This is a genomic window from Prochlorococcus marinus str. MIT 1214, assembly GCF_027359355.1.
Classification (GTDB): Bacteria; Cyanobacteriota; Cyanobacteriia; order PCC-6307; family Cyanobiaceae; genus Prochlorococcus_B; species Prochlorococcus_B marinus_F.
Window position 1 is genome coordinate 661,186 of the sequence record NZ_CP114777.1, and the last position, 17,500, is coordinate 678,685.

General features: G+C 34.7%; 12 protein-coding genes. 3 read left to right on the plus strand and 9 right to left on the minus strand.

The features are described from left to right. Nucleotides 1-11: 11 nt before the first annotated feature. The gene (locus O5639_RS04105) at nucleotides 12-1,124 is read left to right on the plus strand and encodes an FAD-binding domain-containing protein (protein ID WP_269625210.1); all 1,113 of its coding nucleotides are present in this window, start codon (nucleotides 12-14) and stop codon (nucleotides 1,122-1,124) included. Nucleotides 1,125-1,225: 101 nt separating this feature from the next. Beyond that, nucleotides 1,226-2,128, plus strand: a complete 903-nt coding sequence (locus O5639_RS04110) for an oxidoreductase (protein ID WP_269625211.1) — start codon at nucleotides 1,226-1,228, stop codon at nucleotides 2,126-2,128. A gap of 55 nt (nucleotides 2,129-2,183) precedes the next feature. On the opposite strand, the gene O5639_RS04115 is transcribed toward O5639_RS04110, so the two are convergent. The 5 genes from O5639_RS04115 to O5639_RS04135 all read right to left on the minus strand — a co-directional run bounded on the left by O5639_RS04115 (nucleotide 2,184) and on the right by O5639_RS04135 (nucleotide 10,264). Continuing rightward, nucleotides 2,184-2,729 (minus strand): hypothetical protein, encoded by a 546-nt coding sequence (locus O5639_RS04115; RefSeq protein WP_269625212.1) that lies wholly within the window; start codon nucleotides 2,727-2,729, stop codon nucleotides 2,184-2,186. Nucleotides 2,730-2,887: 158 nt separating this feature from the next. Continuing rightward, complete coding sequence (locus O5639_RS04120) at nucleotides 2,888-3,736, minus strand: transglutaminase family protein (RefSeq protein WP_269625213.1); 849 nt, start codon at nucleotides 3,734-3,736, stop codon at nucleotides 2,888-2,890. Next, the gene (locus O5639_RS04125) at nucleotides 3,733-4,707 is read right to left on the minus strand and encodes an alpha-E domain-containing protein (RefSeq protein WP_269625214.1); all 975 of its coding nucleotides are present in this window, start codon (nucleotides 4,705-4,707) and stop codon (nucleotides 3,733-3,735) included. Before O5639_RS04125 ends, O5639_RS04120 begins: the two co-directional genes overlap by 4 nt. A 5-nt stretch (nucleotides 4,708-4,712) precedes the next feature. Continuing rightward, nucleotides 4,713-6,146 carry a circularly permuted type 2 ATP-grasp protein gene (locus O5639_RS04130; RefSeq protein ID WP_269625215.1) on the minus strand — a complete coding sequence of 478 codons (1,434 nt, stop codon included), beginning with the start codon at nucleotides 6,144-6,146 and terminating at the stop codon, nucleotides 4,713-4,715. 287 nt (nucleotides 6,147-6,433) lie between these two features. After that, nucleotides 6,434-10,264 (minus strand): DUF4214 domain-containing protein, encoded by a 3,831-nt coding sequence (locus O5639_RS04135; RefSeq protein ID WP_269625216.1) that lies wholly within the window; start codon nucleotides 10,262-10,264, stop codon nucleotides 6,434-6,436. Between the two features lie 325 nt (nucleotides 10,265-10,589). Between O5639_RS04135 and psbA the strand changes: the two genes are divergently transcribed. Then, nucleotides 10,590-11,672, plus strand: coding sequence for a photosystem II q(b) protein (psbA, locus tag O5639_RS04140; RefSeq protein WP_011294225.1), 1,083 nt, complete (start codon nucleotides 10,590-10,592; stop codon nucleotides 11,670-11,672). A gap of 278 nt (nucleotides 11,673-11,950) precedes the next feature. On the opposite strand, the gene O5639_RS04145 is transcribed toward psbA, so the two are convergent. The 4 genes from O5639_RS04145 to O5639_RS04160 all read right to left on the minus strand — a co-directional run bounded on the left by O5639_RS04145 (nucleotide 11,951) and on the right by O5639_RS04160 (nucleotide 17,397). Further along, the gene (locus O5639_RS04145; protein ID WP_269625217.1) at nucleotides 11,951-13,972 is read right to left on the minus strand and encodes a tetratricopeptide repeat protein; all 2,022 of its coding nucleotides are present in this window, start codon (nucleotides 13,970-13,972) and stop codon (nucleotides 11,951-11,953) included. A 754-nt stretch (nucleotides 13,973-14,726) separates the two neighbouring features. Next, the gene (locus O5639_RS04150; RefSeq protein ID WP_269625218.1) at nucleotides 14,727-15,689 is read right to left on the minus strand and encodes a Gfo/Idh/MocA family protein; all 963 of its coding nucleotides are present in this window, start codon (nucleotides 15,687-15,689) and stop codon (nucleotides 14,727-14,729) included. A 31-nt stretch (nucleotides 15,690-15,720) separates the two neighbouring features. Continuing rightward, nucleotides 15,721-16,962 carry a class I SAM-dependent methyltransferase gene (locus O5639_RS04155; protein WP_269625219.1) on the minus strand — a complete coding sequence of 414 codons (1,242 nt, stop codon included), beginning with the start codon at nucleotides 16,960-16,962 and terminating at the stop codon, nucleotides 15,721-15,723. 6 nt (nucleotides 16,963-16,968) lie between these two features. Further along, nucleotides 16,969-17,397 carry a cupin domain-containing protein gene (locus O5639_RS04160; RefSeq protein WP_269625220.1) on the minus strand — a complete coding sequence of 143 codons (429 nt, stop codon included), beginning with the start codon at nucleotides 17,395-17,397 and terminating at the stop codon, nucleotides 16,969-16,971. Nucleotides 17,398-17,500 lie beyond the last annotated feature (103 nt).

Below are 17,500 nucleotides of genomic sequence, written 5' to 3' on the forward strand. Positions count from 1 at the left end.
TTAATACTCTAATGAATATTTTTAAAGAGGCTAATGATGTATTAGATGATTTTATTATCAACCGTCTTGTTTCATACCATGAGCTAAGAAATTACGATTACGGAATAGAAAACCGAACTAATGTTTCTAATATTTCTAAATATACATCTCATAGAATACTTTACGAATATGATATACTTGAAAAATTAAAAAAATTTGACAAGACAAAAAAGTATACTGATGAAATTCTCTGGAGGATATATTGGAAGGGTTACCTTGAAAATCATAAATCAATATGGTTTGAATATATAAATTTCAAAGAAAATTCAAATTTTTCTAACTTAAATAATGCTATGGATGGTAATACAGGTATAGATTGCTTTGATACATGGATAGATGAGCTTAGAGATAATAACTATTTACATAATCACTCAAGGATGTGGTTTGCAAGCATATGGATTTTTACTTTAGGACTTCCATGGCAACTAGGAGCAAGGTTTTTTATGAAACATCTTTTTGATGGGGACGCTTCATCAAACACCCTTAGCTGGAGATGGGTAGCAGGTATGCATACAAATAAGAGGCCTTACTTAGCATCCAAGAAAAACATCGATAAGTACACAATTAATCGATTCCGAAAGACTCACTTTAGCGTATCGAAAAATATTAATATCATAAAATATAATCCTCTTCAATCAAATAAAATTCCAGTTCAAAGAAATTTTACTATTAGTAAGATTCTACTAATGTTTGATAATGATATGAATATTCTGAACAGATCTAAGTTATTTAATTTATACTCAAAAGTTTATATAATTAGTAATGGAATCATCAATGATGGCTTTGAGCTAAGCGAGAAAGTAAGCAAATTTAAACTAGGTTTAATTGACAATATAAATAAGTTAATCCCAAACTCAGAAGTATTAAAATCAACTGACATAGAAATCCTTTTTTGTGATCACAATTTTATTGATGTTATCTACCCAGGAGTTGGGCATAATCTAGATTTAATAAATAAATTCGCTAGTCAAAATCAAATTATTATTAATTATATATACAGAGAAGAAGATCTTAGATATTGGAATTATGCTAACTCAGGCTTTTATAAATTTAGGACTTCATTTTATAGACTGAATATGATCTAACATCTTATAAATTTATATTATATAAATTCAAACATAATAAATTTCACCTACCACAAAAAAGTCAAATCATAATTATAGTAATTGAAGATATCGTGAGAATTATGGTTAGATTAAATGAAATTCAAATGCAATATGGAAAAATATTTTTAATCACTGGAGCAAATAGTGGTCTTGGTTACGAAACATCAAAATTCCTTTTAGAAAGGGGGGCAACAGTAATTATGTGTTGCAGAAATCTAATCAAAGGAAAGAAAGCCAAAGAAGAACTTTTAAGATTTAATTTTCCTGGAAAGATTGAACTAGTTGAATTAGATTTATCAGATTTAATAAATGTTAAAAACTTTGCTGAATTTATCAAAAATAAATTTGATTACTTAGATGTTTTAATTAACAATGCTGGGATAATGGCTCCCCCAAAGACTTTTAGCAAGCAAGGATTCGAAATACAATTTGCTGTTAATCATCTTGCTCATATGAGCTTAACGTTAGAATTATTGTCCATGCTTGAAGAAAAAAATAATTCTAGAGTTGTGACCGTAACCTCAGGGGTTCAATATTTTGGCAAAATACAATGGGAAGATTTACAAGGAAGTCTTAAATATGATCGGTGGGCTTCATATGCGCAAAGCAAGCTTGCAAACGTAATGTTTGGATTGGAACTCGATTCAAAACTTAAAGAAAGCAATTCAAAAAGCTCTTCACTACTAGCTCATCCAGGATTTGCACGTACAAACTTACAGCCAAAGTCCGTTGAGGCTAATCAATCATGGAAAGAAGGACTTGCTTATAAATTGATGGATCCCATGTTTCAAAGCGCGAAAATGGGGGCATTGCCTCAAATATCTGCCGCTACATTACCTAGCGCTAAAGGAGGAGAACAATATGGGCCTAAATTTAACTTTAGAGGTTTACCAAAAATATGTAGAAATGCGCCAAAAGCATTAAATCAAACCTCAAGAAGAAAATTGTGGGAGATAAGCGAAAAGCTTATAAAAGATGTTTAATATACAATTAAAAAAAAGGAAGTAACTCTTCTCCTTTATCACATATTTCTTGTTGTTAAGGGCATTCTATTTTTCCAGTCCAATTGATTAAGCCTCTTCTAATTGAACAATTACATTTATCCTCACCTGTTAATTCATTAAGTTCTTTACCTGTCCAAGGAGATGGCTTATCGCTTAGCATTATTTCTTTCAATCGATTAGAAAATGACTCGTTTAACTGATCATAAACTTCTACTGACTGAAGAAAATCATCAAACGCCTCAGATTTGTCATCATAATTTCTTTTTTCGAATTCCTTATCAAAAACACCTCTCATAAATCTTGTACAATTGATGGCCTCAGAGTTAGTAAATGGTTTTAACTTTTGACTTAAGTATTCACGATTACTCACTATAGATTCAAGAGACAACAATCTTTCTTCTAAATCCTTAATCTTTTTAACTGAAGGCAAATCATTATTTTGAATATCATCATCAGATAAGGACTTAGTAACTAAATGAGTAATATGCTCAGTTAGACTTTTACCCGACATCATTGCCTGTCGCTTAACTCTAATCAATAAGTCTTTTGAGATCTTTATATTAAACTGACTTTTAGTCATTTTTCCAGAGACATGACTTGGTCAATCATAATCATTTGTTTTATATTAGCAATAAAATGTTAACGAGAAATGATCATCTCCAAAGAAGAAGTTAGATTACTATTTAAACTATTTATGCTAGCATAAATAGTTTAAATAGTAATCTTGTTTTTTGTGAATTAAGTAATCTCGATATTCCACTGTAGTTCACTTTTTAATTTAGAAGGCCCTACGAAACTTCCTCTAACTGGTGCTACGAGTTCAGAGTTTGAAGAAGAAGCTAAAGCGACATAATTATGATTAATAAGTCCGGAACCAGTGGGGTCAAAACCTCTCCATCCAAAGCCAGGTATATAGACCTCTGTCCATGCATGTAGTTCATACTTTTCAGGAGGTTCATCCATAAATTGATATCCGCTAACAAACCGACTTGGTATACCAACACATCTACAAGTTTCCATCAACAATATTGCTAAATCTCTACAAGAGCCAACTCTTTCGCTCAAAGTTCTTCCAGAAGTCCATGCATGTCCAATATGCCTTGGAGTATATTTAACTCTATCTTTAATTAATTCAATTAATTGGTACAAAAAGTCCAATACATTATTATTATTTATTCCGACCAAAGCCTCTTGGGCGATTTTAATTGCGGCAGGATCATGTTGACCATTAGGGAACCATCCATTAATAAATCCAATCAATGAATTATTGGATTCAATCTTCAAAGGCAAACTTAAGTCATAATCATTTTTTAACTGATATAAATCTGAATGAATCTTTGTTTCTATTTCACTTTCTGCCTTTATGGTAAAAGAATTTGTAGACCCAGTGAAAACCACTTTAAAAATATCATCTCCGTTCTCTGAAAGCAAAGGGAAAATAGAATATGAAGAGGGGTATATTTTAAGTTCAAAATTTGATAATTTCTGAAAATTATTAGATCTTGGTTTAAGACAAATTAAATGATTATCAAGTGTTACTGGAATTTCATAAGTATAAACTAATGTATGAATTATTTTCTTTTTCATTCTTGTAAAGATTCAACATCAAATCTTTTATCATTTCTAAAATAAATCCCATGTATAAGATCATGTAATTTATTTAAATCAATTTGAAGACTATCTATAGCTTCATGTAAACCATCTTTAATCAAGTGATCGATTCTTACAAAGCTCCATTTTGAAAGCAATAAGCCTATTAAGCATTCAAGATCATTTGGCTTTTCAGAAACAGGAGCGTTTTGAATCTTACCCAAAGATTGATTAATGCCTTCAAGGCAAAACCTAACTGATCTTGGAAAAATAGGATCCAATAACAAAAAGCTAGCAATCGCATTCGGTGTTATTGATCCTTGCTCAGATATCCTAAACATCTGATAAGCTCCTGCTGATCGTAATAAAGAAATCCACTGAAGCTCATCTAAAGCTCCTCCAAGCTCTTTTAAATTTGGTAAAAGTAAAAAATATTTTACATCTAATATCCTAGAAGTTTTATCAGCTCGCTCAATTAATCTTCCTAATTTACTAAAATCCCATGCGATATCATGACTAAAAGTAGCATCAGTAACTCCATAAAATAATTGACAACCTCTTCTAATCTCAAATAATTGTTCTTGAGCAGGCTGATGCCATATCACTTCTCCTTCTTGAATACTCCAATATAAACTATTAATTTGTTCCCACATTTCAGAAGTAATCACATCTCTTATTTGACGAGCATTTTCTCTTGCCATACAAATACAACTTAAAATACTATTAGGATTTTCTCTATCTCTAATAAGAAAATTTGTTACATCACTAGGAGTTGTATTTATATAACTTTCATCAAACTTCTTTCTATCTCCACTAGCGTCGACCAGAGGCAACCAAGGCTCAGCACTACCAGGAGGACAATCTAGTGCCATAGACTCACTTACCTCAACAAATCTAGAAATATTTTCTGCACGTTCCAGATATCTATTAATCCAATAAAGTGATTCAGCGACTCTACTAAGTAACATTTTAATTATTTACTAACGACCCAAGTATCCTTACAACCTCCTCCTTGAGATGAATTAACAATCAAAGAATCTCTTTTCAATGCTACTCTTGTTAATCCACCAGGACTTACCCAAGTATTCTTGCCTCTGAGCACATAAGGTCTTAAGTCAACATGACAGGGATAAACTTCACCATCACTAAGTGATGGAACTGTAGACAAATCTAATGTTGGTTGCGCTATATAATTTCTTGGATTAGCTTTTATTTTAGCTGAAAATTTATTAATATCTATTTGAGAAGAGTGTGGACCGATTAACATTCCATAGCCACCTGCTTCTGATACACTTTTTACAACTAATTTATCAAGATTTTCTAGTACAAAGTTCAGGTCACTTGATCTTGCACAAACATATGTTTTAACATTATTAATTCGTGGTTCTTCATTTAAATAATACCTAATCATATCAGGAACGAAAGTATAAATTAATTTATCATCGGCAAGTCCTGTCCCAGGGGCATTTGCAATAGCAACTCGACCTTTTCTCAATACATCAATAAGACCTGGAACTCCAAGCATTGAATCTTTTCTAAAGAACTTAGGATCTAAATAATCATCATCTATTCGGCGATAAATTACATCGACTTTTTTGATACCAGAAGTGGTTTTCAAATAAACATTTTGATTCTTACAAACTAAATCACTTCCCTCCACTAATTGAATCCCCATTTGTTGAGCTAAGTAACTGTGCTCAAAATATGCACTATTAAAAACTCCAGGGGTGAGTAGAACAACTTTTGGAGTATCCGTCCAAACTGCTAATTCCTGGAGAGATTTCAATAAATAAGAAGGATAATCATCAATAGGTCTAACTACTCTTCCATTAAAAAGGCTGGGAAAAACCCTTTTCATAACTAATCTATTTTCTAAGAAATAAGCAACACCTGAAGGACAGCGAAGATTATCCTCTAATACGAGCCACTCGCCTTTGCCATCTCTAATAAGGTCTAGACCAGATACATGGCACCATTTTCCTAGTGGTAAGACAAAACCCCTCATCTCAGGTCGCCATCCATCAGAACTCTCTATGAGATCTCTTGGGATAATCCCATCTTTAATTATTTGTTGTTTTCCATATACATCGGCTAAAAATAAGTCTATTGCTTCGAGTCTTTGTATTAGTCCCCTCTCTAAATCTAACCATTCAGAAGAACCAATTACTCTAGGCAGAGGGTCAAACGGAAGAATTCTTTCAGAACCTTTGTTACCAGATTCATTTAGACGGAACGTTGCTCCATGGCGAAGAAGTAGCTTCCTTGCGATTTCATGACTTACATTCAACTGATCTAGACCCATCTTTCCTAAAGAGGAAAGCAAAGGTTTTAGAGATGTTCTTGGCAAATAATTATCAGAAGAAAAATATTCATCATATCCCTTTTTAGGTTGGTAATCTTTAAACATATCAACCCCAAATAAGTATATTGAATATGAATCAAATTATTAATTTCACAGGTAGCTAAAAATACAAAAAGAGTCTTAAAGGAATATGAAAGACTCAATATGTATATTTTAATACACTTTGAAAAATACAAAAAGAGTCTTTCATCCTCATGGAAATTTATAAATAAGTTAAAAACTTATAAAAGCAAAACGAATGTAATTAATACATCTAAATTTACATAAAGAAAAATACTTTTTGAAGATTCAATTTAGGTAATAGTTGAATTGATAAATATGTCTGATATTCCTCAAAACAATCCCGTTACTTCAGAAAACAGAGCCTGATTTTCTACCGATTCAGCAAAACCTAAGAGTAATTCACCTCTATTTTCCAGACCACTATCTAATTGCTCAACCCAGTAATCATAACCAGCTTGGTCTGCCTCTCGACCTAGGATATTTTTATATAAAGTATTCACATAGGTTCCTGTATCAACATTCTCTCCATAAGTTGATTTGAATTCATCAGAAGCCAAAAAGGAGTCTGCCACTTGGCGATTACTATTTTCTCCAGAGGCATTTTTTTCAATCCAATACTCAAGTCCGCCTGCATCAGGGAATCTTGCAAAAGCTGCGTTATAAACTCTAAACATTTGTCCAGTTGCGTCATCTTTTGATTTAACTTGATCAAATGTCTCTTGTATGTCTCTAATACCACTAAAAGATTTATCGTCAAATTCTAATTTCGGAACACCAGTAATATCATCAAATCCATCATCTGTTTTAACTTCGATAGTTCCATCATCCCTTTTATAAAATTTAAAATCTTTACTCTTACCTGTATATGTTTTAACGACATCTAATTTAGAGACGTCTACCTTTTGATCAGCAAATTGAATGTACTCAATATTCTTCAAGGTATCATTTCCATCATTCAGTCCTTCTCTTTGATCTTTAATTGAAATAGTATCTTTTGTTCTATCAAAATGATAATCCTCAAAATTTCCAGCATAAAAAGCGACATCTTTTCCTTCTCCTCCATCAATGAAATCTGAGCCCAAACCACCAAATAATTTATCTGAAGTTTCTCCGCCTTCCAGTCTGTCATCACCATCATCTTTACTCTTAACCAATGAAGCCCAATGACTTATCGAATCACTACTCTCCGTAGACGTAGGATCCCTTAATTCTTTAATATCCATCCAAGGATAAGCAACTTCACCAATCGGTTTTTTATCGAGATCTAAAGCAGTTGGATCAAGTTCTTCTTCCGCCAGCTCCACAGCGGTCGCTGCTTCTTTAATTGGATCCTTAGTTGCACCCCAATATCCAGCGATCTTGTTAGCTTCATTATCTAGTGACGTATCAAAAAAGCTGGCATCTGTAACCCAAGCGCCACTGGTGGACCGATAGCCACCTGCCAATTTAATTTCGTTTGCCGTAATACCCTCTGGAATTACAGGTTTAATTTCTGCTTCTGGCACTTTCCATCCTTCTGTCTGAAAAGATTCTGCTTTCACCCATTGGCCAAAGGGATCCCAAAAACCTCCATCGATTTTGATATCCTTTGCGGGTGGTGGAGCCCATGCAACGGTTTGCGCATCAGCGCTTCCTTCTCCGAAATGTGCTATTGAGGAAACCCATGTGTTATCGACATCAAAATAACCACCGTTTCTTTTGATTACATCTTTCTCAGGAACAATCCCTGTGTTATTTAAAAAATCCTTTGCGGTAACCCACTTTCCATTGGGATTCCTAAAACCACCATCCTTTTTAATCAATTCATCTGGAGGGACAGTCCATCCTGCAGATAATGGATCTTTAAAGTAGTCGTCTTCTTCAACAAAAGTTCCATCGGCTTTTGTAAAGCCTCCTGTCTTGGCGATTACATCTGCTTCTGGTGGAGTCCAGACAGTTGATATAGCAGGTTGATCACCACTTGTTCTTTTATTGAAGAAGGATTCCGCAGACATCCATGAACCATCAGGTCCTCTGAGTCCTCCTTCCCAACGAATAATATCGTCATCTGGAAGCACCCAATTCTTAAATGCTGCTGCTGCATCTGGAGCCATGTTTGCAGCTTGTTCTGGAGTTAAAGCTGCGAATGATTCTGGATCCAATTCCTTTAATTGATTTCCCCTAAATCCCGCCATAGCTTCTGGATCAAGCGCGGCAACATGCGTTGGCATAAATCCTTGCATTGCTGCAGAATCAAAAGCAGCTAAATGATCTTTTCTAAAACCAGCAACTGCAGTAGGAGCAAACGCCGAAATATATTTATCATCAAAACTAGCAACTGCCATTGGGTCAAAAGCTGCAACATGTTCCATACCCAGAGTTGTCATATAGCCGTAATCAATCGCAGCAAAATGATCAGAATTAAATCCTGCCATCGCTGATGGATCAAAGGCAGCAAATTGATCTTTATCTAAACCTGCTATTGCTTTTGCTTCTAAGGCCGCCACATGATCAGCATTAAATCCTGCGATCGCTTCAGTATCAAAAGCGGCGATATGTCTGTCATCAAAACCAGCAACTGCCATTGGGTCAAAAGCTGCAACATGCTTACTTTTAAAGCCAGCAATTGCAGTAGGATCAAATGCTGCAAAATGATGTTCACTTAATCCACCTATCGCAAGTGGGTCAAAATTTTCTATTTGATCACTTCCAAAGCCAGTCATTGCCTGAGGATCAAATGCTGCGAAATGGTTTCTATTTAAGCCTTGAATTTCTTCATATTTAAGATTGGCTATATCTGATACTTGAAAATCATTTACATCAATACCATTAACAGTTGAGGTAGGTGGAGAATATACATATCCTCCATTGCCATCATCGGCCCAATTTGGTGGGATGACGACATTTCCATCAGCGCCTCTAGACCACCCTGTTACTTGAGCCTCAGTCGCTAAGGTTCCAGCGAGAACAATATCTGATTCTGGAATCAAAGCACTCGGAACAGAATTAGCCAATTCATCTGGACCTAGATATCTATAATTGCCTTCTAAATCCACTTCCCATTCTGGTGGAGCATATGTAAAGCCCCCTAGCCCATCCCATTTCCAATCTGCCGGAACTTCGATATTTCCATTTATATCTCTAGTAAAACTTGCTATGACATGCTCAGGGGCCTTCGCTCCAATTGCTGGCCTAGCCATTCCCTGACCATCATCTCCTTCTGAGTTTGGTGGATTGTAATACTCCCCTGATAAAGGATCGAATCCACCACCATCTGCAACCCCAGTGCCAGTTAAAGGATCCCAAGCAAGTTGATTTAAAGATCGTAAAGTTTCATCTCTTCTCCTTTTAGCTTCTTCCGCTTCAATTGCTTCGCCACCTCGATAAGGGCCAGGGCCACCAACATCTATTACAGATCCAAAAGAAGGTGGAGAGTATACATATCCACCTTGACCATCAGCAGCCCAATCAGCTGGAGGCATTAAGGATCCGTCTGCGCCTCTTTGCCATCCGTCAATTTGATCTTGGCTGGCTTGAGTTCCATCAGCTATAGCTCCTTGCCCCTCTCCTTCAAAACCTTCTGGGGGTGAGTAAACATATCCACCTTGACCATCAACAGCCCAATCAGCTGGAGGCATTAAGGATCCGTCTGCGCCTCTTTGCCATCCGTCAATTTGATCTTGGCTAGCTTGAGTTCCATCAGCGAAAGAGGGTTCTGGTGGGAAATATTCTCCTCTTGCTCTTGCTCTTTCTTCTGCCCTTCTCCCCATTTCTTCTGCTCTAGCTCTACCTTCCGGGGTGTCTGAGTAATCTTCAGGAGCCATTCCTGCCTCTGCTGCTGCCGCCTCAAAAGCATCTCTTTCAGCTATATCTTCTGCACTTGGACCAGGTGGCTCTTCTGCACCTCGCCCTGGAGGTATGTAACCAGGTGAACCAGATCCAAAATCTCCTGGTGGAGGTGGAGCAAACTCTCCTGGTGGAGGTGGAGCAAACTCTCCTGGTGGAGGTGGAGCAAACTCTCCTGGTGGTGGTGGACCTTGTGGTGGTGGACCTTGTGGTGGTGGAATAAATTCTGGTGGTGGATCGAAATTTCCTTGTGGTGGTGGACCTTGTGGTGGTGGACCTTGTGGTGGTGGAATAAATGCTGGTGGTGGATCGAAATTTCCTGGAGTGCCAGTCATTATGAATAATTCTTATAAATAAATTGTGAAAAAAGATAGCAGATCTAGCTTTTGTATTTAGCGTGAAACCGCAAATATTAAGAAAAAGTAAAAGTCGAAGTCTCTAAGTGCAATTTTTTCTACTTATCAATGAATTAATTAGATAAAAAGGGAACTTATCCGATAAGAAAAAATTATTTACAAAACTAGATTTACTAATTTCCATTAACCAAAGTTTGGTGAGTTTACCCATCCTTGAAATCTGATTAAGAAGCTAAATTCTTAATGTCAGATTTTTCTCTGATCTTATTTCTTGCTCTTAGGGCAAAACAAAACGTTCTTATTCATGACCACCATTCAGCAGCAACGTTCTTCGTTGCTCAAAGGTTGGCCACAATTCTGCGAGTGGGTTACTTCTACCAACAACCGTATCTATGTCGGTTGGTTCGGTGTATTGATGATCCCTTGTCTTCTTGCGGCAACAACTTGTTTCATCGTTGCATTTATCGCTGCTCCTCCAGTTGATATCGACGGTATCCGTGAGCCAGTAGCTGGTTCATTCATGTATGGAAACAACATCATTTCTGGTGCTGTTGTTCCTTCAAGTAACGCTATCGGCCTTCACTTCTACCCAATCTGGGAAGCAGCAACTCTTGATGAGTGGCTATATAACGGTGGCCCTTACCAGCTTGTAATCTTCCACTTCCTTATCGGTATCTCTGCATACATGGGACGTCAGTGGGAGCTTTCATACCGTTTAGGTATGCGCCCATGGATCTGTGTTGCTTACTCAGCTCCTGTATCAGCAGCTTTCGCTGTATTCCTTGTTTACCCATTCGGTCAGGGTTCATTCTCTGATGGTATGCCTCTAGGAATTTCTGGAACATTCAACTTCATGTTCGTTTTCCAGGCTGAGCACAACATCTTGATGCACCCATTCCACATGGCTGGTGTAGCAGGTATGTTCGGTGGTGCTTTGTTCTCTGCAATGCACGGTTCTTTGGTTACTTCATCACTTATCCGTGAGACCACAGGACTTGATTCACAGAACTACGGTTACAAGTTTGGACAAGAAGAAGAGACATACAACATCGTTGCAGCTCATGGCTACTTCGGTCGTTTGATCTTCCAATATGCAAGCTTCAACAACAGCCGTAGCCTTCACTTCTTCTTGGCTTCATGGCCAGTGATTTGTGTTTGGTTGACATCTATGGGCATCTGCACCATGGCGTTCAACTTGAACGGTTTCAACTTCAACCAGTCTGTAGTTGATACTTCAGGCAAGGTTGTACCAACCTGGGGTGATGTACTTAACCGTGCAAACCTTGGTATGGAAGTAATGCACGAGCGTAATGCTCACAACTTCCCACTTGACCTAGCAGCTGCTGAGTCTACTTCTGTAGCTCTTGTTGCACCTGCAATCGGTTAAGTCTTTAACTTGATTTTTTAAAGCCCTCTTTTAGAGGGCTTTTTTTTTGCCTTTTTGCTCTATACATTTGCTGATTGGTTTGTTGCAAAATATATAAAACTCCATCAGGATTGCTAAGAAAGCAAGCAAAAGTCGGGGGCTTGGTTAGATCAAAGTTGGGATAAAAAAACAAAGTAAAGGATATATGAACTTAAAGTAGAAGCAGCACAAAGTTGTTGATGGTCTCCTGAATTTCTGACTCACCGAGGTAACTCAATTAAGCAAAGACTATTTAAAAACTATTTTAAAGTAGACATCTCTACTTTGATCAAATCAGATACTCTTTCCATAACTTCATTCCAGTTATGTCTTTTCTTTTGTCTGAATAATCTCATGGATGGATACCAAAATGTCGTTTCTTCTTCTAGACCCCACGTCCAAAAGGGTATATCTCTTAAAAGTAACCAAACTTTTTTTCCCATTCCTCCCGCTAAATGAGCAACAGAAGTATCAGAAGTAATGATTAAGTCACAATTTTCAATTATTGCAGCAGTTTCCATAAAATCCCAAATGGAATTAATTACTTCTTGAGATTCAACGAAATTATTTTTAAACTCGCAATTCTCTAACTGTTCTGATCCAAATCCCTTTTGCAACGACAAGAATTTGACACTGTTATTTTTACTGAGTAAAGAGAAAGTATTTAGCGGGAGAGAACGACCTTTGAGAGAATTCTTTTCGACATTTGGATTACCTTGCCAATTAATACCAACAATGGGTCTTTTTTCTTTAGATAGGTTGCTTTTCCACTTATTAACAAGTTCATCAGTTGAGAAAATGTATGGATTATTAATTATTGGATTTTCCGGTCTGATTTTTAGATGTTTTGCTAAAGATAATAAAGGTATCCATTTTCCCTGGGAAACTGTTATGGCTTGATCTGTAGTTAATGGATTGGGATCAATAGCTGATGATTTGATTAAAGAATGTAATTTTTGCTGTGCGCAAAAAGAAATCTCTAAACCTTTTCGTCTGAGATATGGGATATAGCGCATATATTGAAGCGTATCTCCTAACCCTTGTTCACTAACAACTAAAAGTTTTTCTCCTTTTTGAAATTCTGTATTATCTTTTCTATTGATTTTCGGCTTGCAATGAGGACGAATTGATTTCTTTGTTTTAAATCTAAATTCATAGTTTTCTAGACCAGATTGATAATTGCCTTTCAAAAGTTCAATCAATGAAAGATTAAAACACGCCTCCGCATAATTTGGTTTTAAGTTAATGGCTTTTCTTAGCAATATTTCTCCTTCTTGTGATTTACCTAAATCGGCTGAAACCTTTCCAAGATTATTAATAGCCTCTTCGAAATCATTTCTCAGGTCAATTGCTTTGCGGATTGATATTTCTGCTTCTTTTAATTTCCCTTGATCACTCAAAATGTTTCCCAAATTGTTATGTGCTTCCGCAAGTGCAGGATTAAGTTCAATTGCTTTCCTAGTAATTATTTCTGCTTCTTTTAATTTTCCTTGCTCATTCAAAATATTTCCCAAATTGCTATGTGCTTCCGCAAGTGCAGGATTAAGTTCAATCGCTTTCCTAGTTGATATTTCTGCTTCTTTTAATTTTCCTTGCTCATTTAAAATATTTCCCAAGTTACTATATGCTTTTGCATAATCACGTTTAAGTTCAATTGCCTTCCTAGTACTTATTTCTGATTCTTTTAATTTTCCTTGCTCATTCAAGATGGATCCCAGATTATTATGTGCTTCCGCAAGTACAGGATTAAGTTCAATCGCTCTCCTTGTTGATCTTTCTGCTTCTTTTAATTTTCCTTGCTCATTCAAAATATTTCCCAAGTTACTATATGCTTTTGCATAATCACGTTTAAGTTCTATCGCTCTCCTTGTTGATCTTTCTGCTTCTTTTAATTTTCCTTGCTCATTCAAGATGGATCCCAGATTATTATGTGCTTCCGCAAGTACAGGATTAAGTTCAATTGCTTTCCTAGTAATTATTTCTGCTTCTTTTAATTTTCCTTGCTCATTCAAAATGGTTCCATAATTAGAAAAAACTGTGGAATCCTTAAAACCCTGATTAATAAAATACTGATAATATTTTGCCGCCTCAGGAACATTGCCTTGTGAATGGAATTTAAATGCTTGATTACTGATTTGTTCTTCAGAAAATTGTTTAGTAAGATTAGTAATAATAGTAATATTTTCTTTGATCTCCACGAAAGAGAATGGAACGGAAAACACTTTTACTCCAGACACTTTTATGTATCCTGGCTCGTTTTGACAGATAGGATCATCACCCATTTATTTATAGGAATTATAAAATCATATTAATAAGCATATCTATTATATAACTAAAAGCGCTTAAGATATGAACAAAAGTCAGAATAAAGTTCGAGTAAGATCAAATCAAAGTAGTGAAAAATTATTCTATGAATAGCCTTCTAAAGGTTTAAGAGAGACTTAATCACAGAAATCAAGATAAATTGATCACCAGTAAGAATTAAAGTCAGGTCCAAATCAGAATATAAAAGCAAGGTCTAAACAGTTGCAGAATTGACAATTAAACAAGGATAAGAAACATAGTCTTGATTAACTCGATACATATTTGAACCCTGTTCAAAAAAACTATTCAATCTCCAATCTTGAGTGTATGTAAGAAAAAGATTATAAAAGAAAAATTTATCTAATTATAAAAAAGAAGAAATTTCTCTAACTAATTAAAGTCAAACTTAATTAAATCAAATTCTTTAAAAGTATATTTACTATTAAATATACTTTTATTTTCTTTCTTAGAACACATGAAATTATTTATCTCTATAATTTTCTCAACAGAGTAATCATATTGTTATAAATCCATACATAAGATGAACAACTAGAAAAGATTTAAAACGACAATTGGATCGATTTGATAATACTATAGTAATTGGATTCATTAAAGTGCTAATAATAAATTTTTGTTTTTTAATATATTATTAAAAGTAAATAGATTAAATTAAAAACAGAAAAAATTAGATTTTAGAAACCTAATAATAAAATCTTAAAAATCAAATAGAAATCAATTATTAGAGTAGCAATTATTTAAAAGTCTAGTAATCTCAACTCCCATGGACAAACTCCAATGCGTATTTAAACTTTTCTTTATGAAATTAGAAAATGATTCTAAAACCAGAACAAGAGGTTCTTTATTCTTTTTAATATCAATAGAAATACCTCCTTGAATTGGAAATTCTTTTTTATTCCAATTAGTATATAAGCACAAAGGATCATTACTTAAGTCATCAAAAACAAGCATTCCATATGCTCCTAAAACACCACATTTCCGGGTTTTTGGCATCATATTTCCTATCAATGTTCTTGATTCAACCTGCTCACCAAAGGAACAATTTATTTCCCATATTGATTCATCCTGAGTTCTTCTTGAATTTTCTATGAGTTTCTTAGTAGACATTTTAATTGGAGATTTTCCCATTAAACTTAGTAAAATTGATAACTCATGAGATCCCCAATCCCAGAGTACGGGTGCATCATCTCTATAGGGCCCAAAATTACCAGCCTTTGTTAATAAGAATTTAATATCACCTATTAAATTTAATGATTCTTTTAATCCAATGAATTTGTAATTAAATAACTGAGTGAAGTCAACCATCACTAAATTCTCATGACTTTTAGAGAGTTTATAAATAGTTCTAGCCTCATCAATATCAAGTGTAAGAGGCTTTTCTATGAGAATTGGAAGGCGAGCTTGTATTAAACGACTTGCAATTTCAAAATGAGTTTTTGGAGGTGTGCATATAACTACTCCATCTAATTCAGCGAAACTAATAAGATTCCGCCAGTCTGAGAAAATTTTACAATCACTTTGAATTATTTTTTTAGCTTCAGGATTTTTACTGGCTACACAAGTCAACTTTAAAAAGGGAATTTTACTGGTGGCCCTGACTATATTCCTACCCCAACGACCTAATCCAATTAAACCTATTTTGCTAACATAATTATCTTTTATGATCTTATCTGTCATGAAAACTTCAAAAGATATTCAATAGTATGTTTTAAATTACTTCTATCTTAGGCAAGGGAATAATAAATTTGCCCCCACTATTGTGAAAGTCCATATTATTCTTAATTATTGAAGAAGAGAAATTCCAAGCTAAAATAAGAATATAATCTGGCTTATTTTCTTGTAAAAATTGTTTAGAAACTATAGGTATATGCATTCCTGGTGTATATAAATTCTGCTTCCATTTGCTATCATCAACTATATAACTTAATATGTCTGAACCAATATCAAAGTGGTGCAATAAAGTTGTAGCCTTGGCTGGTGCTCCATAACCAACAATTGTCTTTCCCTTTGATTTCAATGTTCTAAGCAAAGAATTTAACTCTCTCGCCAAACTTTTAATCTTATCAGAAAAGTTTAAATAAGTTGTAAGATTGTCTAGGCCTAATTCCTTTTCCTCTTTTATGAACTTAACAACAGAATCTGAAATATCAAATTGACCTCTTTTGAGTTGAGTAAAGATTCTAACCGAGCCTCCATGAGAGTCTACATGTTCTATATTGAAAATTTCAAAACCATTATTTTCGAAAAATCTATTAAAAGAAATAATTGAATGGTAATCTAAATGTTCATGATAAATAGTATCAAATAAACTATTCTTTATAACATCTAGCAGATATGAAACTTCAACAATAAAGATACCTTTTTTATCTTTAATCAAAGTTTTTATACCTTCTAAAAAAACTTTCGGATCATCAATATGGGCGAAAACATTATTTGCTGTTATAACTGATGCTGATCCAAACTGATAGAGAATTTTTCGTGCTAAATCTTTACTAAATAATTCAATCAAAGTAGGGATACCATTCTTTATTGCTTCATTAGCGATTTTCTCAGCAGGCTCTATTCCAATCACTTGATATCCATCATTTTTAAAAAATTTCATTAAAGTTCCATCATTAGAGCCAATATCGATTACTAATCCATTAGTAAAATAATTTTCTCTGATATATTCAAAGTAGTTTTGAAAATGCTTAATAAAGACATTAGATGTCCCCGATACATAAAGATAGTTTTTATAGAGATAGACAGGATCAATAACATCAATTAATTGTAAATGCTTACATTCATTACAAAAATAGACATCTAATGGATATAAAGTTTGCATTTTATTCAACTCAGATTTTCTCACAAAGGAATTTGCTAGAGGTGTTTCTTTGAGCTTTATGGCCAATGTCAAATTATTAGAATTGCATTGCCTGCAATTTGATCTACGGTAATGTCGTTTTCTCATTTAAGACTATGGATTTATTGGAGATATTCTGCACACATCAGACTCATAAATCTCTTGAAGCCTTGAATTTCTGCTCCAAGTTAAGAACTGAGTTGCTTCAGTAAAAACCATTGCATGCTCAACCATAGGTGGAGTAAAAAACATTTGCTTCTCTTTGATTATTATCTCTCTAGGCAATTCTTTATTACCGTGAGGTCGATGATAATATTTAATTTCTCCTGAAAGCACATAACAATAATGCCAGTCTGTTTTATGGTAATGATTTGCCCTAATTGATCCTGTATTAGAGGATATTAAAACCGAACTCTTCATATCTATATCCAGCAAAGGCTGTATGGACCCCCTTTGGTCCGAAAAAGGCGGTGGTAGATCAACAATTACATTAGAAGGCCATGCCTTTTTTTCATCCTCAGAGATAGGTATTATTTTATCCATAGTAATTAATTCTAACTATTTAGTTAGTTCAATTTTAGTACAATAATTAATTTTCAAGTGTCATCTTGTTTAGATTTATCACCATAGTATGATACATGTATAA

Excerpts from the sequence above, each read along its gene's own strand:
- O5639_RS04110 (WP_269625211.1), top strand. The coding sequence starts at position 1,226 with ATGGTTAGATTAAATGAAATTCAAATGCAATATGGAAAAATATTTTTA.
- O5639_RS04160 (WP_269625220.1), bottom strand. The coding sequence starts at position 17,397 with ATGGATAAAATAATACCTATCTCTGAGGATGAAAAAAAGGCATGGCCT.
- O5639_RS04150 (WP_269625218.1), bottom strand. The coding sequence starts at position 15,689 with ATGACAGATAAGATCATAAAAGATAATTATGTTAGCAAAATAGGTTTA.
- O5639_RS04105 (WP_269625210.1), top strand. The coding sequence starts at position 12 with ATGAATATTTTTAAAGAGGCTAATGATGTATTAGATGATTTTATTATC.
- O5639_RS04115 (WP_269625212.1), bottom strand. The coding sequence starts at position 2,729 with ATGACTAAAAGTCAGTTTAATATAAAGATCTCAAAAGACTTATTGATT.
- O5639_RS04125 (WP_269625214.1), bottom strand. The coding sequence starts at position 4,707 with ATGTTACTTAGTAGAGTCGCTGAATCACTTTATTGGATTAATAGATAT.
- O5639_RS04130 (WP_269625215.1), bottom strand. The coding sequence starts at position 6,146 with ATGTTTAAAGATTACCAACCTAAAAAGGGATATGATGAATATTTTTCT.
- O5639_RS04135 (WP_269625216.1), bottom strand. The coding sequence starts at position 10,264 with ATGACTGGCACTCCAGGAAATTTCGATCCACCACCAGCATTTATTCCA.
- psbA (WP_011294225.1), top strand. The coding sequence starts at position 10,590 with ATGACCACCATTCAGCAGCAACGTTCTTCGTTGCTCAAAGGTTGGCCA.
- O5639_RS04155 (WP_269625219.1), bottom strand. The coding sequence starts at position 16,962 with ATGAGAAAACGACATTACCGTAGATCAAATTGCAGGCAATGCAATTCT.
- O5639_RS04120 (WP_269625213.1), bottom strand. The coding sequence starts at position 3,736 with ATGAAAAAGAAAATAATTCATACATTAGTTTATACTTATGAAATTCCA.
- O5639_RS04145 (WP_269625217.1), bottom strand. The coding sequence starts at position 13,972 with ATGGGTGATGATCCTATCTGTCAAAACGAGCCAGGATACATAAAAGTG.